Origin of the sequence: Burkholderia cepacia GG4 (assembly GCF_000292915.1) — a bacterium.
GTDB classification, from domain to species: domain Bacteria; phylum Pseudomonadota; class Gammaproteobacteria; order Burkholderiales; family Burkholderiaceae; genus Burkholderia; species Burkholderia cepacia_D.
The window spans coordinates 2,639,045-2,658,822 of record NC_018513.1 but is presented as its reverse complement, the minus strand read 5'-3'; the positions used below and the strand labels follow the sequence as shown (position 1 = coordinate 2,658,822).

General features: G+C 68.1%; 18 protein-coding genes and 2 tRNA genes. 9 read left to right on the top strand and 11 right to left on the bottom strand.

Annotation, left to right across the window (positions count from 1 at the left end; all coding sequences use genetic code 11):
* Positions 1 to 92: 92 nt before the first annotated feature.
* The 5 genes from GEM_RS12060 to fdxA form a co-directional block, all read right to left on the bottom strand.
* A complete protein-coding gene (locus GEM_RS12060; protein WP_014897680.1) occupies positions 93 to 998 on the bottom strand; it encodes an AraC family transcriptional regulator in 906 nt (301 codons plus the stop codon).
* Positions 999 to 1,059: 61 nt separating this feature from the next.
* Positions 1,060 to 1,545: a CreA family protein gene (locus GEM_RS12055; RefSeq protein WP_014897679.1), complete on the bottom strand. Its 486-nt coding sequence runs from the start codon at positions 1,543 to 1,545 to the stop codon at positions 1,060 to 1,062.
* 107 nt (positions 1,546 to 1,652) lie between these two features.
* Positions 1,653 to 1,728 (bottom strand) — tRNA-Asn (locus tag GEM_RS12050).
* A gap of 74 nt (positions 1,729 to 1,802) precedes the next feature.
* Positions 1,803 to 1,878: transfer RNA gene (locus tag GEM_RS12045), tRNA-Asn, on the bottom strand.
* 105 nt (positions 1,879 to 1,983) lie between these two features.
* On the bottom strand, positions 1,984 to 2,307 hold the full coding sequence (gene fdxA / locus GEM_RS12040) for a ferredoxin FdxA (protein ID WP_006753067.1): 324 nt from the start codon (positions 2,305 to 2,307) through the stop codon (positions 1,984 to 1,986).
* Positions 2,308 to 2,596: 289 nt separating this feature from the next.
* Between fdxA and pncB the strand changes: the two genes are divergently transcribed.
* The 5 genes from pncB (at position 2,597) to rmuC (ending at position 8,583) form a co-directional block, all read left to right on the top strand.
* Positions 2,597 to 3,796: a nicotinate phosphoribosyltransferase gene (gene pncB, locus GEM_RS12035; RefSeq protein WP_014897678.1), complete on the top strand. Its 1,200-nt coding sequence runs from the start codon at positions 2,597 to 2,599 to the stop codon at positions 3,794 to 3,796.
* 86 nt (positions 3,797 to 3,882) lie between these two features.
* On the top strand, positions 3,883 to 4,545 hold the full coding sequence (locus GEM_RS12030; protein WP_014897677.1) for a LutC/YkgG family protein: 663 nt from the start codon (positions 3,883 to 3,885) through the stop codon (positions 4,543 to 4,545).
* A 61-nt stretch (positions 4,546 to 4,606) separates the two neighbouring features.
* Positions 4,607 to 6,037, top strand: a complete 1,431-nt coding sequence (locus GEM_RS12025; RefSeq protein ID WP_014897676.1) for a sodium:proton antiporter — start codon at positions 4,607 to 4,609, stop codon at positions 6,035 to 6,037.
* Between the two features lie 81 nt (positions 6,038 to 6,118).
* Positions 6,119 to 7,108 (top strand): 2-hydroxyacid dehydrogenase, encoded by a 990-nt coding sequence (locus GEM_RS12020; RefSeq protein WP_014897675.1) that lies wholly within the window; start codon positions 6,119 to 6,121, stop codon positions 7,106 to 7,108.
* Positions 7,105 to 8,583, top strand: a complete 1,479-nt coding sequence (rmuC, locus tag GEM_RS12015) for a DNA recombination protein RmuC (protein WP_014897674.1) — start codon at positions 7,105 to 7,107, stop codon at positions 8,581 to 8,583. Before GEM_RS12020 ends, rmuC begins: the two co-directional genes overlap by 4 nt.
* 98 nt (positions 8,584 to 8,681) lie before the next feature.
* Here rmuC and GEM_RS12010 read toward each other — a convergent pair whose 3' ends face one another.
* The 6 genes from GEM_RS12010 to GEM_RS11985 all read right to left on the bottom strand — a co-directional run bounded on the left by GEM_RS12010 (position 8,682) and on the right by GEM_RS11985 (position 15,925).
* Positions 8,682 to 9,167 (bottom strand): GNAT family N-acetyltransferase, encoded by a 486-nt coding sequence (locus tag GEM_RS12010; RefSeq protein WP_014897673.1) that lies wholly within the window; start codon positions 9,165 to 9,167, stop codon positions 8,682 to 8,684.
* On the bottom strand, positions 9,164 to 9,439 hold the full coding sequence (locus GEM_RS12005; protein WP_006476519.1) for a hypothetical protein: 276 nt from the start codon (positions 9,437 to 9,439) through the stop codon (positions 9,164 to 9,166). The genes GEM_RS12010 and GEM_RS12005 overlap by 4 nt, the downstream gene beginning before the upstream one ends.
* 37 nt (positions 9,440 to 9,476) lie before the next feature.
* Positions 9,477 to 10,772, bottom strand: a complete 1,296-nt coding sequence (glp, locus tag GEM_RS12000) for a gephyrin-like molybdotransferase Glp (RefSeq protein ID WP_014897672.1) — start codon at positions 10,770 to 10,772, stop codon at positions 9,477 to 9,479.
* 104 nt (positions 10,773 to 10,876) lie between these two features.
* Entirely contained in the window at positions 10,877 to 11,494 is a 618-nt protein-coding gene (mobA, locus tag GEM_RS11995; RefSeq protein ID WP_014897671.1) for a molybdenum cofactor guanylyltransferase MobA, read from the bottom strand.
* A 19-nt stretch (positions 11,495 to 11,513) separates the two neighbouring features.
* Complete coding sequence (gene moaA, locus GEM_RS11990) at positions 11,514 to 12,626, bottom strand: GTP 3',8-cyclase MoaA (RefSeq protein WP_014897670.1); 1,113 nt, start codon at positions 12,624 to 12,626, stop codon at positions 11,514 to 11,516.
* Between the two features lie 131 nt (positions 12,627 to 12,757).
* Positions 12,758 to 15,925 (bottom strand): Rne/Rng family ribonuclease, encoded by a 3,168-nt coding sequence (locus tag GEM_RS11985; protein ID WP_014897669.1) that lies wholly within the window; start codon positions 15,923 to 15,925, stop codon positions 12,758 to 12,760.
* Positions 15,926 to 16,647: 722 nt separating this feature from the next.
* Here GEM_RS11985 and GEM_RS11980 point away from each other — a divergent pair.
* Genes GEM_RS11980 through GEM_RS11965 form a run of 4 tightly spaced genes read left to right on the top strand, consistent with a single transcriptional unit; the run spans position 16,648 to position 19,729 of the window.
* On the top strand, positions 16,648 to 17,652 hold the full coding sequence (locus tag GEM_RS11980) for an RluA family pseudouridine synthase (RefSeq protein WP_041490533.1): 1,005 nt from the start codon (positions 16,648 to 16,650) through the stop codon (positions 17,650 to 17,652).
* Between the two features lie 5 nt (positions 17,653 to 17,657).
* Positions 17,658 to 18,317 (top strand): HAD-IA family hydrolase, encoded by a 660-nt coding sequence (locus GEM_RS11975; RefSeq protein ID WP_014897667.1) that lies wholly within the window; start codon positions 17,658 to 17,660, stop codon positions 18,315 to 18,317.
* Positions 18,314 to 18,724, top strand: a complete 411-nt coding sequence (locus tag GEM_RS11970) for a Rieske (2Fe-2S) protein (protein ID WP_014897666.1) — start codon at positions 18,314 to 18,316, stop codon at positions 18,722 to 18,724. The genes GEM_RS11975 and GEM_RS11970 overlap by 4 nt, the downstream gene beginning before the upstream one ends.
* A gap of 12 nt (positions 18,725 to 18,736) precedes the next feature.
* Positions 18,737 to 19,729: a S49 family peptidase gene (locus GEM_RS11965; protein WP_014897665.1), complete on the top strand. Its 993-nt coding sequence runs from the start codon at positions 18,737 to 18,739 to the stop codon at positions 19,727 to 19,729.
* Positions 19,730 to 19,778 lie beyond the last annotated feature (49 nt).

Below are 19,778 nucleotides of genomic sequence, written 5' to 3'. Positions count from 1 at the left end.
ATAGCGGGCCGATACGGCGACGGCTTGTATGTTCTTGCGCCCGCCGCGGTTGGCGACGCACGCCGCGGCTCCGACTGCCGGAGGCCCGCGCGTCAGCGCGGCTGCCAGCGTCCGGGCGGCACGCCGAACATCCGTTTGAAATGTCGCGTGAAGTGGCTCTGGTCGACGAAGCCGCTGGCCGCGGCGACATCGGCGATCGACACGCCCGCGCGCAACGGCGCAAGCGCGCGCTGCAGTCGCAGCTGGTTGCGCCACGCATGCGGCGGCATCCCCGTCGTGCGGGTGAACAGGCGCGCTGCGTGAAACGTCGACAGGCCGGCGGCCTGTGCGACGTCGTCCAGCGTGACCGTGCACGTGAGATCGGCGGCGAGCCGTTCGCGCATCGCGTCGACGCGCGGCTCGTCGGCCGCGAGCACCGCCGGCTGCAGCCGCGCGTCCGCATGGCGCGCGATCAGTGTCGACAAAGCATCGAGCATCGCCGTTTCGGCGGCAAGCGGATCGTAGACGCGCGGTGCCGCAGTGGCCGGATCGTCGGCGGCCGGCTGCTCGTGCGGGTAGAACGGCGGCATGCGTTCGCTGCCGGCCTCCATCATCCGGTGCGCCAGCGCGAGCCGTGCCGCGAGATCGGGGTCGCGGATCACGCCGGACGGGAACCAGGGCGCATCCTGCGGGCGCCCCGCGATCGCGCTCGCGAGCGCGTGAATATAATCGACCGGCACGTAGCTGACGCGATAGCACCAGCCTTCGTCGGTCGCACGCGAGCCCGTGTGTACTTCGCCGGGATTGATCACGGGCACGGTGCCCGTTTCGGCGACATGGCCGCTGCCGCGACAGGTGTAGCGCTCCGCACCCTCGAGGATCACGGGGATCGTGTACGCGTCGTGCCAATGCGGCGCGAACGTATGGTCGCGATAGGTGGCCGTGAGCAGATCCGCGTCCGGCAACAGCGGCGTGCGCCAGTAGCGTGCGGAGTCCGGAAGAAGACGGGTGGCGGACATGGTCGGGCGCGAGGGCGGTCGAATCGACAGTGTATCGCTCGCGCGCCCGGCCGGCGCGGGCTTACTTGACCGGAATCGTCGTGCCGGCCGGCATCGGTACCGCGGTGACGGCGTTCTTCGGGCTGCCGCTGACAATGCGGTCGCTGTAGGTCAGGTAGACGAGCGTATTGCGCTTCTTGTCGACCACGCGCACGACGTGCAGCGTCTTGAAGATGAACGACATGCGCTCGCTGAACACGTCCGTCTGCTGCTTGAGCGGCTCCTTGAAGCTGAGCGGGCCGACCTGCCGGCATGCGATCGACGCTTCGCTCGGATCCTCGGCGACGCCGAGCGTGCCCTTGATCCCGCCGGTGCGCGCCCGCGACACGTAGCAAGTGACGCCGGTCACGAGCGGATCGTCGTACGCTTCGACGACCACGCGGTCGGAGCCCGTCACGCGGAAGTGGGTGTTGACGCTGCCGACTTCCTCCGCGTGCGCGAGCGGCGCGGTGGCAAAGGCGGAGAACAGCAGGGCGAACGGCGCGGCGGAAAGGAGGCGGTGCTTCATCGACGGAACCGGATGCGAATGCGGGACAGAGACTCTAGCATGCGCGTCGGTGGCCGACGGGTGCCGGAAAAACAAAAGGCCCGTCGAATGACGGGCCTTTCGCTGTCTGGCTCCCCGACCTGGGCTCGAACCAGGGACCTACGGATTAACAGTCCGGCGCTCTACCGACTGAGCTATCGGGGAATAAATCGGTACATCTGCTTGCTTGTTCGGTTACCAACAAAAAACCCGTCCACTTTCAACGGGCCTTTGCTTTTTGGCTCCCCGACCTGGGCTCGAACCAGGGACCTACGGATTAACAGTCCGGCGCTCTACCGACTGAGCTATCGGGGAACAAACAACAACAGCAGAGAAACGAGATTGTATGGAGTGTTCGCTAACCTGTCAACACTTTTGGGCGGCGGTGCACAAAAAATTTTTCATGGCACCGCTGCACGATCAGCGCTCGAGCAGGTGCAGCTTTTCCTGCACGTCCTTCCACTCGTCCGCGTCGGCCGGTGCCGGCTTGGTCTTCGTGATCGACGGCCAGTTCTTCGCCAGCTCGGCGTTCAGCTCGGTGAACTGCTGCTGGTCGCCCGGAACGTCTTCTTCGGCATAGATCGCATTGGTCGGGCACTCGGCGACGCACACGGCGCAGTCGATGCACTCGTCCGGATCGATGGCGAGAAAGTTGGGACCTTCACGGAAGCAATCCACCGGGCACACATCCACGCAGTCCGTGTATTTGCACTTGATGCAGCCTTCGGTCACAACGTGAGTCATTAAAACGCTCCTGCTTGGCGGTATATATGGGGTGGCGTTTGCGCCAAAAGCGGCATTGTAACTGAAGCGCAAAACCCGCATGGCGTGGTCGGCTATCCGGCTTATATCGTTTCGTGATTAGTTTATGGGGCCGACGGCGGATGCCGCGCACGCGGCGCCGGCGCGTCGGGGCCGGGCAGGGCGGGGGGCGGTTTCATGATGGTCGGGCCCGCATTCGGGTAACATGGCCGCAGACCGGGCGGCGCGCGGTGCGCCGGGGCCCTGTCACGATATTGGCGGTGCCGTAATCATGATCATCACTTCGCTGCTCGACACGGATCTCTACAAGTTCACGATGATGCAGGTCGTCCTGCATCACTTTCCTGCCGCAAACGTCGAATACCGGTTCCGGTGCCGCACGCCCGGCGTCGATCTCGTCCCGTACATCGACGAGATTCGCGACGAGGTGCGCGGCCTGTGTGCGCTGCGCTTCACCGACGTCGAACTCGACTACCTGCGGCGGATGCGCTTCATCAAGAGCGATTTCGTCGACTTCCTTGCGCTGTTCCACCTGAACGAGAAGTACATCTCGATCACGCCTTCGCCGAAGGGCAACGGCGAGATCGACATCGTGATCGAGGGGCCGTGGCTGCACACGATCCTGTTCGAGATCCCGGTGCTCGCGATCGTCAACGAGGTCTATTTCCGCAACACGCAGCGCGAGCCCGACTATCGCGAAGGCCGCGAGCGGCTGTGCGAGAAGGTCAAGCTGCTCGGCGCGAAGCCGGAGTTCGCGGACTGCAAGATCGCCGACTACGGCACGCGCCGGCGCTTCTCGAAGGTGTGGCACGAGGAGGTCGCGCTGACGCTGCGCGACGGGCTCGGGCCGCAGTTCGCGGGCACGAGCAACGTGTTCTACGCGATGAAGCACGACCTGACGCCGCTCGGCACGATGGCGCACGAATACCTGCAGGCGTGCCAGGCGCTCGGCCCGCGGCTGCGCGATTCGCAGACCTACGGTTTCGAGATGTGGGCGAAGGAGTATCGCGGCGACCTCGGGATCGCGCTGTCGGACGTCTACGGGATGGACGCGTTCCTGAACGACTTCGACATGTACTTCTGCAAGCTGTTCGACGGTGCGCGCCACGATTCGGGCGATCCGTTCGAGTGGGGCGAGCGGATGCTGCGCCACTACGAGGCGAATCGCTGCGACCCGCGCACCAAGGTGCTCGTGTTCTCGGACGCGCTCGACATCCCGAGGGTCATGCAACTGTACGAACGGTTCCGCGGCCGCTGCAAGCTCGCGTTCGGGGTCGGCACCAACCTCACGAACGATCTCGGCTACGTGCCGCTGCAGATCGTGATCAAGATGGTCCGCTGCAACGGGCAGCCGGTCGCGAAGCTGTCGGATTCGCCGGGCAAGAGCATGTGCGACGACAAGGCGTATCTCGCCTACCTGCGCCAGGTGTTCGGCATCCCACAGCCGGTCGACGACGGCGCATCGAAGTAAGCATCGGCCGCGCGGCCAGGTGCGTCGCGGCGAGGGCGGCCGGTATAATCGGACGGTATTGCACGCCAACGTCACGAGGACCGTTCATGGACACTTCCGCTGCCCGTCGCCAGATCCTCGCACGCATTCGCGCGGCGCAAGGGCGCGCGGCCGAACCCGATGCAGCGGAGCGCGACGGCGTCGACGACTATCTCGCCCGTCATCCCGAGGGGCCACGCCCGCCGCTGCCGGCCGACCTCGTCGCCGCATTCGTCGAGGAAGCGGCGCGCCTGTCGACCACGGTCGACGAAGTCGCGACACTTGCCGACGCGCCCGCCGCCGCTGCCCGCTATCTTTCCGCCCACGGCCTGCCGATGCAGGCCGTCGCATGGCGCACGCTGTCCGAGCTCGACTGGGCCGGTGCAGGCCTGTCGGTCGAATGCCGCAAGCCGCGCGACGGCGATCTCGTCGGCCTGACCGGCTGCTTCTGCGCGACCGCCGAAACGGGTTCGCTGGTGCTGCTGTCCGGCCCCGACACCTATGCATCGGCCGGCCTGCTGCCGGAGACGCACATCGCGATCGTGCCGGCGTCGCGGATCGTCGCGGGTCATGAAGACGCATTCGCGCTGATTCGCGCGGAGCGCGGCGAACTGCCGCGCGCGGTCAATTTCGTATCGGGCCCGTCGCGCACGGGCGACATCGAGCAGACCATCGTGCTGGGCGCACACGGCCCGTATCGCGTTCACGCGATCGTCGTGCGGGGCGCATGACGCGCCCGCCGGATCCCTCCGCACTCGACTGACTCGACTCACTCGCACAAGGAAGTTCTGCATGAAACGACATGCCGCCTGGGCGGGCATGGCGTCGGGAGCCGCGCTTGGCGCCGTTCCCGCGCTCGCATCGGCCGCCACGCTCGACGGTGCCACGCTGTCCGCGCTCTGGGGCATCCCGTTCGCCGGGATCCTGCTGTCCATCGCGGTGTTCCCGCTCGTCGCTCCGGTGTTCTGGCATCACCACTTCGGCAAGATCGCCGCGGCGTGGGCGATCGCATTCCTGGCCCCGTTCGCACTCGCGTTCGGCGCGGGCACCGCGTTCGGCACGCTCGTGCACGCGCTGCTCGAGGAGTACATCCCGTTCATCGTGCTGCTGACCGCGCTCTACACGGTCGCCGGCGGCATCTGCGTGAACGGCAACCTGCACGGCACGCCGAAGCTGAATACCGCGATCCTCGCGCTCGGCACGCTGCTCGCGAGCGTGATGGGCACGACGGGCGCCGCGATGCTGCTGATCCGGCCGCTGCTGCGCGCGAACGACAACCGCAAACATGTCGTGCACGTCGTGATCTTCTTCATCTTCCTCGTCGCGAACGCGGGCGGTTCGCTGTCGCCGCTCGGCGATCCGCCGCTGTTCCTCGGGTTCCTGAACGGCGTGAGCTTCTTCTGGACGACCACGCATCTCGCGCTGCCGATGCTGTTCATCTGCGCGGTGCTGCTGACGCTGTTCTTCCTGCTCGATACGTACTTCTACCGGAAGGGCGGCGAGGTGCGGCCGGCCGCGCTCGATCCGACACCCGACGGCGCCGCGCTGTCGATCGACGGCAAGGTCAACTTCGCGCTGCTCGCGGCCGTGATCGGCCTCGTGCTGATGAGCGGCATCTGGAAACCGGGCATCACGTTCGACGTGTGGGGCACGCACGTCGCGCTGCAGAATCTCGTGCGCGACGTCGCGCTGGTCGTCGTGGCGCTCGCGTCGCTCGCGCTGACACCGCGTTCGGCACGCGCGGGCAACGCGTTCAACTGGGCGCCGATCGAGGAGGTGGCGAAGCTGTTCGCGGGGATCTTCGTGACGATCGCGCCGGTGATCGTGATCCTGCGCGCGGGCGCGGACGGTGCGTTCGCGCAGATCGTCCATCTCGTCACGGGGCCCGACGGCAAGCCGATCGACGCGATGTACTTCTGGGCGACCGGCCTGCTGTCGTCGTTCCTCGACAATGCGCCGACCTACCTCGTGTTCTTCAACCTCGCGGGCGGCGATGCGCAGTCGCTGATGACGACGGGCGCGACGACGCTCGCCGCGATTTCCGCGGGGGCAGTGTTCATGGGCGCGAACAGCTACATCGGCAATGCGCCGAACTTCATGGTGAAGGCGATCGCGGAATCGCGCGGCGTGAAGATGCCGAGCTTCTTCGCGTATCTCGGCTGGGCGCTCGTCGTGCTGGTACCGATATTCCTGCTGACGTCGTGGATTTTCTTCACGGCGTAGGCTGACGATTTTCAACCAAGCGCGGACGGTCCCGACGGCGCACGATGCGCCGCGTTCCGGCCGCGGCATGCGGAGATGGCGATGCAAAAGATCCTGGTCGCACGTCCGATTTTTCCGGACGTCATCGAGCGGCTCGAGCAATATTTCGAAGTCGACTGGAACAACGGCGACGCGCTCGCCCCCGACGCGCTCGCCGCGCGTCTCGCCGACAAGGACGGCGCGCTGACGGCGGGCGACCCGGTCGGCGCAGCCGCGCTCGCGGCGGCCCCGCGCCTGCGCGTCGTGTCGAACATGGCGGTCGGCTACAACAACTTCGACATGGCCGCGTTCAACGCGGCGAACGTGCTCGGCACCAACACGCCCGACGTGCTGAACGAGTCGACCGCCGATTTCGGCTGGGCGCTGATGATGGCCGCCGCGCGCCGGATCGCCGAGTCCGAGCACTGGCTGCGCGCCGGGCACTGGCAGAAGTGGGCGTACGACGGCTTCCTCGGCAGCGACATTTACGGCTCGACGCTCGGCGTCATCGGGATGGGGCGCATCGGCCAGGCGCTCGCGCGGCGCGCGCGCGGCTTCGGGATGCAGGTGATCTATCACAACCGGTCGCGGGTCGCGCCGGAGATCGAGGCCGAACTGAACGCCGAGTATGTGTCGAAGGAGGCGCTGCTGTCGCGCGCCGATCACGTCGTGCTGGTGCTGCCGTACACGAAGGAGAACCATCACACGATCGGCGCGGCCGAGCTCGCGCAGATGAAGCCCACCGCCACGCTGACCAACATCGCGCGCGGCGGCATCGTCGACGACGCGGCGCTGGCCGCCGCGCTGCGCGACGGGACGATCGCCGCGGCCGGCCTCGACGTATACGAAGGCGAGCCGAGCGTGCATCCGGCGCTGCTCGAGGTGCCGAACGTCGTGCTGACCCCGCACATCGCGAGCGCGACCGAAAAGACGCGCCGCGCGATGGCGAACCTCGCCGCCGACAACCTGATTGCCGCGCTGGGCGAAGGGCCGCGCGCGGGGCAGCCGCCGAACCCGATCAACCCTGACGTGATCGGGAAGCCGCGCGCATGATGACGACGTTGTTGCTGGCGGCGGTCGTCGTGCTGGCCGTCGCGCTGGCGGTGGCCGTCGTCGCGCTCATGCGCGGCGGCGGCAGCCGCGACGATGCGGTGGTGCTCGGCGACCAGATCGAGGACGCCGCGCACGCGCAGGCACGCGCGGTCGAGCGGCTCGAACGCGAGTTGCGCGGCGAGATCGTCGAGAACGCGCGCGGCTCGCGCACCGAGCTGGCGGGCAGTTTCTCGCAGCTTCAGCAGACGCTCGCGACGCAGCTGACGAGCATCGCGACCGTGCAGAACAACCAGATCGAGGGTTTCGCGCAGCAGCTCGGCAAGCTCGTCGCCGGCAATGCGCAGCAGTTCGATGCGATGCGCGAGAGCGTGCAGCGCCAGGCGCAGCAGGCGCGCGAAGAGCAGACGGTCGCGCTGCGGCTGTTCGGCGACACGTTGAACCGGCAGCTCACGCAACTGACCGAGGCCAACGACCGCCGGATCGGCGAAGTGCGGGCGACGCTCGAGCAGCGGCTGAAGGAAATCGAGACGAACAACGCGGCGAAGCTCGAGGAGATGCGCCGCACCGTCGACGAGAAGCTGCACGCGACGCTCGAACAGCGGCTCGGCGAATCGTTCAAGCTCGTGTCGGACCGGCTCGAGCAGGTGCATCGCGGGCTCGGCGAGATGCAGACGCTCGCGGCCGGCGTCGGCGACCTGAAGAAGGTGCTGACCAACGTGAAGACGCGCGGCACGTGGGGCGAGGTACAGCTCGAGGCCTTGCTCGAGCAGATGCTCACGCCCGACCAGTATGCGAAGAACGTCGCGACGGTGCCGAAGAGCAGCGAACGTGTCGAATTCGCGATCCGGTTGCCGGGCCGCGACGCCGGCACGCGTGACGCGCCGCCGGTGTGGCTGCCGATCGACGCGAAATTCCCGCGCGAGGACTACGAGCGGCTGATCGATGCGCAGGAGCGCGCCGATTCGGCGGCAGTCGAGGAAGCGGCGCGTGCGCTCGAAGCGCGCGTGCGGATGGAGGCGCGTACGATCGCCGAGAAGTACGTCGCGCCGCCGCATACGACCGACTTCGCGTTGCTGTTCCTGCCGACCGAGGGGCTCTATGCGGAGATCCTGCGCCGCCCGGGGCTGACCGACCTGCTGCAGCGCGACTATCGCGTGACGGTGGCCGGGCCGACGACGCTGACCGCGCTGCTGAACAGCCTGCAGATGGGCTTCCGCACGCTGGCGATCGAGCAGCGCTCGAGCGAAGTGTGGCAGGTGCTGGGGGCGGTGAAGACCGAGTTCGGCAAGTTCGGCGATGTGCTCGCGCGCACGAAGGCGCAGCTCGAAACGGTCACGCGTTCGATCGAGGCCGCCGAGCAGCGCACCCGTGTGATGAACCGCAAGCTGAAGCAGGTCGAGGCGTTGCCGGGCGAGACGGCGGCCGGGCTGCTCGGCGCGGAAGGCGCGGACGGCGCCGATGCGGACGACGCATGACGCGTGGGGCCGAATTCGGCCGCAACTGACGGGAACGAATACGGGCGCCGCGGCGCCCGTATTCTTTTGAAGCAGCGACCGGCGTGGCCGGGCTGCGCTCAGTTTCCGGCGAGCGTGCGCAACGCGTCGTCCGTTACGCGCACGATGCGCCATTCCGGCAGCACGGTCGCGCCCATCTTCTCGTAGAAGTCGATCGCCGGCTGGTTCCAGTCGAGCACCGACCATTCGAAGCGGCCGCAGCGGCGCTCGACGGCCAGTGCCGCGAGGTGCCGCAGCATCGCGGTGCCGAGGCCCGTGCCGCGTTGTGATGGCTGCACGTACAGATCCTCGAGATACAGGCCGCGACGGCCGAGGAACGTCGAATAGTTGTGGAAGAACAACGCATACGCGACGATCGCGCCGTCGAGCTCGGCCACCAGCGCTTCGGCGGCGGGCCGCTCGCCGAACAGCGCGTCGGCGAGATCGGCGTCGGTCGCGACGAACAGGTGCGTGAGTTTCTCGAACTCGGCCAGTTCGCGCATCAGCGCGAGGATCGCGCCGACGTCGCGCGCTTCGGCCGTGCGGATCAGCGGCGCGCCGCTCACGCTTCCTCCGGCGGATCGGACAGCACGATCTCGATGCCGCCGAAGCGCGAGGCGACCCAGTTGTACGCGTGGCATGCGATCCACAGCAGCACGAACCCGAGGATCGCGTTCAGCAGCAGCGCGCTCAGGATCGTGCTCAGTTCGACCATCCCGTAGCGGATGTATGCGACCAGAATGCCGAGCAGCACGATCGGCACGCTGAACGTCAGGTAGACGAGGATCAGCGCCTTCGCGGTTTGCCCCGCGGCGATCGACGAGATTTGTTTTTTCATGTGCGGATTGCCCCCGTAGAGATATACCGATTGGAATTCAGATCAGGCCGTCGAGCGGCAGGATGTCGACCGGGGCGCCCGCGTCGACTGCCGCGGTATCGTGGCCCAGGACGATGAAACAGTTGGCGGCCGCGAGGCCGCTCAGCGATGCGGAACTCTGCGAGCCGGCCGGCGCGACGTGCCATTGGCCATCGGCGGCGCGCGTCGCGATGGCGCGCAGGTACTCGGTGCGGCCCGGGCGCTTCTTCAGTGCCTGGGTGCTGAGCGCCGTGTACATCGCCGGCGGCGGCGTGTGCGCGCCGGCCAGCGTCAACAGCGCGGGACGCACGATCGCATTGAACGTCACGGCGGAGGCGACCGGATTGCCGGGCAGCCCGAAGAACAGCACGCTGCCGGCGCCGTCGGCCGCGCGCGCGAGCGTGCCGCATGCGAGCGGCCGGCCGGGCCGCAGCGCGAGGCTCGCGAAGGTCACGTCGCCGAGCCGCGCCATCACGTCACGCGTGAAGTCGGCTTCGCCGACCGACACGCCGCCCGACGTGATCACCGCATCGGCCTGTGCGGCGACGGCATCGCGCAGCGCGCGTTCGAGCGCGGCCGGATCGTCGCGGACGATGCCGAGATCGAGCGCGTCGATGTGCAGTCTTTCCAGCATCGCGATCAGCATCCCGCGATTGCTGTCGTACAGCGTGCCGCGATCGAGCGGCTCGCCGGGTTCGCGCAGTTCGTCGCCGGTCGAGAACACGGCGACACGCACGCGGCGGCGCACCGTGACCTCGCGGCACCCGAATGACGCGAGCAGGCCGAGATCGGACGGGCGCAGGATGCGACCCGCGGCGAGCGCGCAGGCGCCGCGCGCGAGATCCTCGCCGGCCTTGCGGCAGTTTGCGCCGCGCGCGGCGTCATGCGCGGCGAAGCGGATGACATCGCCGTCGATGCGAACGCGTTCCTGCGGAATGACCGTATCGCATCCGGCCGGCATCGGCGCGCCGGTCATGATGCGGATGCACGCGCCGGGCGCCACGGCGCCGTCGAACGGATGACCGGCGAATGCCGTGCCGGCGACCGTCAGCGTGATATCGCCGGCCGATACGGGCGCACTTGCGCTGCCGTCGAACGCGTAGCCGTCCATCGCCGAGTTGTCGTACGCGGGAATGTCGAACGGCGCATTCACGTCGGCCGCGAGCACGCGATCGAGCGCGTCATGCAGCGACACCGTGTCGCACGCGTCGACCGGTACCGCGAAACGGCACGCGAGCGCCTGCGCGTCGGCGAGCGACAGCGGAGCATCGGAATCGGGTGCGGATCGGGAGGCGGGCGTGGATTGCGTGATCATCAGTCGGACTGCGCCGCAAGGCGTATCGGGTTCGTGGCCGGTGGCGCGAAGAGGGCGCCTGAGCGCGGAGGCGCATGCGGTGGGCGGGAACGGTGCCGGTGCCGTCAGCGGCGGGCAAGCGCGGCGAGTTCCTGCCGGGAGTTGGCATTGTAAAACGCACGCTCGTCGCGAAACTCGACTTCGACCGTCTTGTGGCGTGCGTACCACGCACGCACCTTGCGCTCGCCGGCCGCGAGCCCGGCGGCGAGATCGTCGGCGAGCGACGTGCGCAGCAGCGCGAAGGTCGGTTGCGGCGAGCGTGCCTGCTGCGCGTCGACGGTCACCGCCATCGCGATGTCGGCCTGCTGCGCGTCGAGCGCCGCGTGCAGGCGCGCGACCAGGTCGGCCGGCAAAAACGGCGTATCGCAGGGCGAGCACACGACGAGCGGGGCGCGCGCCGCCCGCATGCCGGCGAGCAGGCCCGCGAGCGGGCCGGGAAAATCGGGTGTTTCGTCCGGCACGACGCGCGCGTCGAACGGCGCACCGAGCTCGGCGTAGCGATCGGCGTTGCGATTCGCGCTGATCAGCGTCTCGTCGACCTGCGGCGACAGCCGGCGCAGTACGTGCAGCGCGAGCGGCGTATCGTCGAGCAGCTGCAGGCCCTTGTCGGCGCCGCCCATGCGGGTCGCGCGACCGCCCGCGAGCAGCAGGCCGGCAATGGAGGGCGACGCGGAAGCGGGCATCACGGGAAGTCGGGGCGCGTCAGCCGCCGATGTACGACATTTCGACGCGCTTGCCCGCGCTGTCGGGCGCGGTGTCGCCGGCTGCGCTGCCGCGCAGCTGCGAATAGCGGTCGGTGCGGGCCTGCCAGATCCGGGCGATCGCGGTCGCGATCTCGGCGTCGCTTGCGCCGCCGCGCACCAGCGCGCGCAGATCGTGCCCCGCAGACGCGAACAGGCACAGGTACAGCTTGCCTTCGGTCGACAGCCGTGCGCGCGTGCAGTCGCCGCAGAATGCCTGCGTGACGCTCGAGATCACGCCGATCTCGCCGCTGCCGTCCGCATAGCCCCAGCGCTGCGCGGTTTCCGCCGCCGTGTGGGCCTCGAGCGGTACGAGCGGGAACTGTTCGGCGATCCGCGCGACGACGTCCGCGGACGGCAACACCTCGGTCATGTTCCAGCCGTTCGACGTGCCGACGTCCATGTATTCGATGAAGCGCAGGATCACGCCGGTGCCGCGGAAGCGCTCGGCCATCGGCAGGATCTCGCTGTCGTTGGTGCCGCGCTTCACGACCATGTTGACCTTGACCGGCGCGAGGCCTGCGGCCTGGGCGGCGAAGATGCCGTCGAGTACGTCGGCGCTTGCGAAGTCGGCGTCGTTCATGCGCTTGAACAGCGTGTCGTCGAGCGCGTCGAGGCTGACCGTCACGCGCGTGAGTCCGGCGTCCTTCAGCGCGCGCGCCTTGCGCGCGAGCAGCGAGCCGTTGGTGGTCAGGGTCAGGTCGAGCGGGCGGCCGTCATGGGTCGTCAGGCGCGCGAGGCGCTCGATCAGGAATTCGAGGTTCTTGCGCAGCAGCGGCTCGCCGCCTGTGATGCGGATCTTTTCGACGCCGTGGGCGACGAACAGCCGCGCCACGCGCTCGATCTCTTCGTGCGTGAGCAGCGCGCTGTGCGGCAGGAACGGATAATTCTTGTCGAACACGTCGCGCGGCATGCAGTACACGCAACGGAAGTTGCAGCGGTCCGTCACCGAGATGCGCAGGTCGCGCAGCGGCCTGGCGAACTTGTCGGCCAGGGCGCCGTCAGGGGCGAGCGCGGCGCCGGAGATATCCGGCATGCCGCTGACGTCGGCGAGAGGAATGATGCGTCGGGACATGTTGAAAGAAGTGCGAGCCAGACCTGTATTTTAGCCGCAAGCGGCTTGTCGGGCCGGTGGGCGGAAACCCGCAGCGCGGAAACGAAAAAGCCCGCCGGAGGCGGGCTTTTCCTGGTCGGGCGATGCGTCGCTTAATGGTGCGACGTTTCGACCTGCTGCATCGGGGTCGAATCGACCGGCGGCAGCGCCTTGCGCTCGCGCGGCACGCGGGCCGTGCGCGGCAGGTGCGACGCGGCTTCCTGAGCAGCGCGGAACTTGTCGGCGTCCGTGTTCACCCACACGAGACCGGCTTGTTCCAGCACGACATCGAGGCTCGCCGAGGCGGGCGCAGCGACCGGCTGTACAGGTGCCGATACCGGTGCGGCAACGGCTTCGACCGGTGCAGCTTCGACGTGAGCCGGTTCGACGGCTACCGGGGCCACTTCGACTGCGACGACCGGTGCCGGTGCGGCTTGCTCGACGGGCGCGGACTGCGGCGCTTCGACGGCAGCCGGCACGGCCGGCACTTCGAACGCATCGGTCGGCGAAACCGCGACCGGAGCCGGGCCGGCTTCCGGAGCGGAGGCCGGTGCGACCGGTGCCGGTTCGGCTGCCTGGGCGACCACGGCGGGCTCGAGCGGGGCGACCGGTGTCGCTTCGACGCGAACCGGCGCCGGTTGCGGCTCGACCGCGGCCGGTGCAACCGGTTCGGCACGTTGCTCGATTGCTGCTTCGGCAACGACGGCGCCTGCCGCGGCTACGGCTGCCACGGCGGCCGCATGGGCCGGCTCGCCCGCGCCCTGGGCTTCCGTCGTCACGGCCTGCACTGCCGCTTCACCGTCCGCGTCTTGTTCGGCGTGGTCGACGGCTGCGCCTTCGTCCTCGCGCTCGCGACGACCACCGCGGCGGCCACGGCGGCGACGGCGACGTTCCTCGCCGTCACGTGCGCCGGCTTCCGCGTCGGCAGCCACATCGTCGCCCGGCAGGGCAGCCACTGCGGCCTGGTCGGCTTCCGCTTCCGGATGGTTCTCGCCACGGGTGACGGTCTCGAGCGTAGCCGCATGCTGCGTCGGCTTGCGGCGCTCACCGCGCTCGCGACGCTCGCCGCGGCCGGCAGCCTCGACGGCTTCCGACTGCTCGGTGCGCTCGCGCGGTTCGCGGTTCTCGCGCGGCTCACGGCTTTCGCGCGGCTCGCGCGGTTCGCGGCCTTCGCGCGGCTCGCGTGGTTCGCGGCCTTCGCGGCCTTCGCGGCCTTCGCGCGGGCCACGGCCCTCACGACCTTCGCGGCCCTCGCGGCTTTCACGCGGTTCGCGACCCTCGCGCAGTTCGCGACCCTCACGCGGTTCACGACCCTCGCGGGGTTCACGCGGCTCGCGCAGTTCCTTGCCTTCGCGCTCCTGGCGTTGCGGCTGGCCACGGCCTGCCGCTGCCTGGTCGCGACCACCCTGAGCCTGCTGGGCGCCGCCGCGACGGTTACGGTTGCGATCGCCGCCGCGCTGGTCGGTCTTCTCGGTCCGCTCGCGGGCCGGACGGGCAGCCTGTTCCTTCGCCGGTGCCGGTGCAACCGGCGCGGGCGCCGGAGCCGGCGACATGCCGAACAGGCCCTTCAGCCAGCCGATGAAGCCGCCGCTTGCCACGGCGACCGGGGCGGGTGCCGCAACCGGTTCGGCCGGGCGCTGCGGCGCCGGGCTCGGGGCCGGGCGCTCGGGCGTGATGCCCTTGACTGCGGCTTCCTGCTTCGGCTTCACTTCGGCTGCGCGCTTGCTGTAGCCGGTTTCCGACTCCAGTTCGCGGGCGGCTTCCTCGGCCATCTTCCAGGACGCGCGCGGATCGTCGAGGCGTGCGTCGTCATGGCGCAGGCGTTCGAGCTTGTAGTGCGGCGTATCGAGGTGCTTGTTCGGGATCAGCACGATGCCGACCTTGAAGCGCGACTCGATCTTGTTGATTTCCTGACGCTTTTCGTTGAGCAGGAAGGCGGTCACCTCGACCGGCACCTGGCAGTGGATCGCCGCGGTGTTTTCCTTCATCGCTTCTTCCTGAATGATCCGCAGGACCTGCAGTGCGGACGATTCGGTGTCGCGGATGTGGCCGGTGCCGTTGCAGCGCGGGCACGTCACGTGGCTGCCTTCCGACAGCGCCGGACGCAGGCGCTGGCGCGACAGTTCCATCAGGCCGAAGCGGGAGATCTTGCCCATCTGCACGCGCGCACGGTCGTGCTTGAGCGCGTCCTTCAGGCGTTGCTCGACTTCGCGCTGGCTCTTCGCCGACTCCATGTCGATGAAGTCGATCACGATCAGGCCGCCGAGGTCGCGCAGGCGCAGCTGGCGGGCAACTTCGTCCGCTGCTTCGAGGTTCGTGCGGGTTGCCGTTTCCTCGATGTCCGCGCCCTTGGTCGCACGCGCCGAGTTCACGTCGATCGCGACGAGCGCTTCGGTGTGGTCGATCACGATCGCGCCGCCCGACGGCAGCGGCACCGTGCGCGAGTACGCGGTCTCGATCTGGTGCTCGATCTGGAAGCGGGAGAAGAGCGGTACGTCGTCGTGGTAGCGCTTCACCTTCGACACGTTGTCCGGCATCACGATGTCCATGAACGCACGGGCCTGATCGTAGATCTCGGTCGTGTCGATCAGGATTTCGCCGATATCGGGCTGGAAATAGTCCCGGATCGCGCGGATCACGAGGCTCGATTCCAGATAGATCAGCATCGGCTGGCCGGCGTTGCCGCTTTGCGACGCCGCTTCGATCGCGCGCCACAGCTGCAGCAGGTAGTTCAGGTCCCACTGCAGTTCCTCGGCGCTGCGGCCGATGCCCGCGGTACGGGCGATCATGCTCATGCCGTCCGGAATCTGCAGCTGCGCCATGGTTTCGCGCAGTTCCTGGCGCTCGTCGCCTTCGATCCGGCGCGACACACCGCCGCCGCGCGGATTGTTCGGCATCAGTACCAGATAGCGGCCGGCGAGCGAGATGAAGGTCGTCAGGGCGGCGCCCTTGTTGCCACGCTCTTCCTTCTCGACCTGGACGATCAGTTCCTGGCCTTCGCGCAGGGCATCCTGGATGCGCGCGGAGCGCATGTCGATGCCTTCCTTGAAGTACTGGCGGGCGACTTCCTTGAACGGCAGGAAGCCGTGGCGGTCTTCGCCGTAGTTGACGAAGCACGCTTCGAGCGACGGCTCGATACGGGTGATGACACCTTTGTAGATATTGCCTTTGCGCTGTTCGCGCCCGGCGGTCTCGATGTCGATGTCGATGAGCTTCTGCCCATCGACGATGGCGACGCGCAGCTCCTCCTGCTGCGTCGCATTGAACAGCATGCGTTTCATGAACGGCTCCAGGCGGCTCCGCTGCCGGCGCCTCGCGGTTGTCAGTCGCGAGGGCGGGAACGACGGCAGGCCGCACCTTGTTGTGTTGTCACGAGCACGCTGGAGCGGGAACGATGGCGGGGAGAATTGCCTGAAGAGGCGCTTGGGCCCGAAAGACGGGGCCGGCGGCCGTAGGGCACCTGCGAATACGGTTTCAAAGCACGGCGTTCACACACCGCACGCTGCAAAAGCGCGCTAAGCCTGAGTCCGGGCATTGCCACGGGCGCGCGCAATGTGTCGCGCGCGCCGACGGGCGGCAGATGCTGCGGCTTGGGCCGCAGCGGGGAGTATCGAATCCAGCCCGACTTTCCCGCTTGGGGTGTACTTCCCTGGTTTGACGTCGCCAAGCCCCGCACGCTTCGCGGGGCCAAATCGGGCGCAACGCCGTAATTTTCGCAACCGGCAGCCTGCGGACGCACTTCGCGCCGTCGGGCTGCCGATCAAATTCTTTTCAACCAACTTTCCGTTACCGCGGCGCCTTGTCGACCGAATCCGCCTGTGGGCGCGATCCTTGCCGACGGGCGGCGCCGTGCGTGCAACTTGCTGCATCTCTTTGATCAGGGGCGAGCAGCAGACCCCCGGCGCAAGTAAAATAGCGGTTTGCGCTTGCGCCTTGCCCGACTCGGTCGGGGCCGGCCTGTCAGGCCACCCTCAACGTCAGGCTGGGCAAAATTATATTCAGTATGAATGAGTTAGGCAAAATATCCCAGAATTCAGTTGCAAGCGGTCAGGTATCGATGATCGAGATCGATGAAAACTCGGCCGGTCAGCGGATCGACAACTTCCTGTTGCGCGTCTGTAAAGGCGTGCCCAAGAGCCATATCTACCGGATCCTGCGCAGCGGCGAAGTGCGCGTAAACAAGGGCCGGGTCGACGCCCAGTATCGCCTCGCGTTCGGCGACATCGTCCGCGTGCCGCCCGTGCGGGTGGCGGCGGCCGACCTCGCGCGCGCCGACACGCCGATCGTGCCGCCCGCGCAGTTCGACGTGCTGTACGAGGACGACGCGATGCTCGTCATCAACAAGCCGGCCGGCGTCGCCGTGCACGGCGGCAGCGGCGTCGCGTTCGGCGTGATCGAGCAGATGCGCCAGGCGCGCCCGCGCGCGAAATTCCTCGAACTCGTGCACCGGCTGGACCGCGAGACCTCCGGGATCCTGATGCTCGCGAAGAAGCGCACGGCGCTCGTCGGCCTGCACGAGCAGATTCGCGAAAACCGGATGGACAAGCGCTACTTTGCATGCGGCCACGGCGAATGGCAGCCCGACTGGGGCCGCCGCCGCGCGGTGAAGGCGCCGCTGTTCAAGTATTCGACCCCGGAAGGGGAGCGCCGGGTGCGGGTGCAGGACGACGGACTGCCGTCGCACACGGTGTTCAACCTGATCGAGCGCTGGCCGGACTACGTGCTGGTCGAAGCGGAACTCAAAACGGGTCGGACCCATCAGATCCGTGTGCACCTCGCGCATCTCGGCCTGCCGATCGCCGGCGACGCCAAGTACGGCGATTTCGCACTGAACAAGGCGCTGGCGCGCGCGAACGCGCAGCCATCCCTGAAACGGATGTTCCTGCATGCGTACCGGCTGCGGCTCGCGCACCCGCTGACCGGCGAGGCGCTGCAGTTCGACGCGCCGCTGCCGGACGAATGCCGGCGCTTCCTCGATCAACTCAGCGCTCTGCGCGATACCGCCTGAATCGCATGGCCCGACAGCAATTTGATCTGATTGTCTTCGACTGGGACGGCACGCTGATGGATTCGACTGCGCACATCGCGCACAGCATCCAGGCGGCCTGCCGCGATCTCGGCCTGCCCACGCCGTCCGACGAGGCGTCCCGCTATGTGATCGGGCTCGGCCTGCGCGATGCGTTGCAGATTACCGCTCCGACCCTCGATCCGTCCGACTATCCGCGGCTGGCCGAGCGCTACCGCTATCACTACCTGCTGGACGACGAGCGCATCGAGCTGTTCGCCGGCGTGCGCGAGTTGCTCGCGGAATTGCGCGATACGGGTTACCTGCTCGCGGTCGCGACCGGCAAGGGCCGGGTCGGGCTGAACCGCGTGCTCGACCAGTCGAAGCTGACGAGCGTGTTCGATGCAACGCGCTGCGCGGACGAGACGTTCTCGAAGCCGCATCCGGCCATGCTGCACGAACTGTCCCGCGAATTGGGGCAGGATCTTGCGCGTACCGTGATGATAGGCGACACCACGCACGACCTGCAGATGGCCGCGAGCGCAGGGGCGGCCGGCATCGGCGTCTCGTACGGCGCGCATACGGCCGATGCGCTGGCCGCGCTGACGCCGCGCTTCGTCGCGCCGGACGTCGTCGCGCTGGCGGCGTGGCTGCGGGAGCACGCATGAGCGCGGCGCCCGAAGCCGTGCGCGTGTGCGCATCGGACGCGCTGGCCGACGGCGGTGCCGGCGTGCGCGTCGATGCGACGCTGCGCGGCGAGCAGGCGGTCGTGTTCTTCGTGCGCTACGAAGGCCGTGCGTACGGTTACCTGAACCGCTGCGCGCATGTGCCGATGGAGCTCGACTGGGCCGAAGGGCAGTTCTTCGAGTCGTCGGGTCTCTACCTGATGTGCGCGACGCACGGCGCGATCTACGCGCCGGATACCGGCAAGTGTGTCGGCGGCCCGTGCCGCGGCGGCCGCCTGCGGCCGGTGGAGGTCGACGAGCGCGACACCTCCGACGGGCGTGCGGTATTCTGGGTGCCCGACGCCGACCTGGGTCCCGCTGCACCGACCACTCCCGCCACGACCGACTGACGACACCACTGCATGGCCGACCAACCGAATTTCCCCGATTCCTCGTCCCGTCCCGACAGCCGCGAACCGAACTGGGAGCGCGCGGTGCTCGAGCGGATCGCGCTCGCGGCCGTCAAGGAACAGCGCGCGGCGCGGCGCTGGAAGATCTTCTTCCGCTTCGCGTTCCTCGGCGTATTCGTGCTGCTCGCGTTCGCGCTGATCGAGTTCTCGAGCGATTCGAAGTTCGCGGCGAGCGGCCGGCATACGGCACTCGTGACGATCGACGGCGAGATCGCGGCCGGCGTCAACGCGAACGCCGAGGACATCAACACGGCACTCGACGCCGCATTCGAGGACGACGGCACGGCAGGCGTCGTGCTGCGGATCAACAGTCCGGGCGGCAGCCCGGTGCAGGCCGGCATGGTCTATGACGAGATCCGCCGGCTGCGCGTGAAGTATCCGGACAAGCCGTTGTACGTCGTCGTGACCGATATGTGCGCATCGGGCGGTTATTACATCGCGTCGGCCGCCGACAAGATATTCGTCGACAAGGCGAGCATCGTCGGCTCGATCGGCGTGCTGATGGACGGGTTCGGCTTCACGGGCCTGATGGGCAAGCTCGGCGTCGATCGCCGCTTGCACACGTCGGGTGAAAACAAGGGCTTCTACGATCCGTTCTCGCCCGAGACGCCGAAGATGGACGCCCATGCGCAGGCGCTGCTCGACCAGGTCCATGCGCAGTTCATCAAGGCGGTGAAGGATGGCCGCGGCAAGCGGCTGCATGAAACGCCCGACATGTTCTCGGGCCTGTTCTGGACGGGCGAGAAAGCCGTCGAACTCGGGCTCGCCGACAGCTACGGCACGACCGACACGGTCGCGCGCGACGTGCTGAAGGCGCCCGATCTGGTCGACTACACGGTCAAGGAAAGCCTGACGAACCGCGTCGCGCGCAAGTTCGGCGCGGCCGTTGGCGGCGCCGCGATGAAGGCGCTCACCGCGGGCGGCACGTCGTTCAGCCTGCGCTGAGCGGCGCACGGGGCCATGCGCCCCGTTGCTGCGCCGCCGCCGGAGCGCG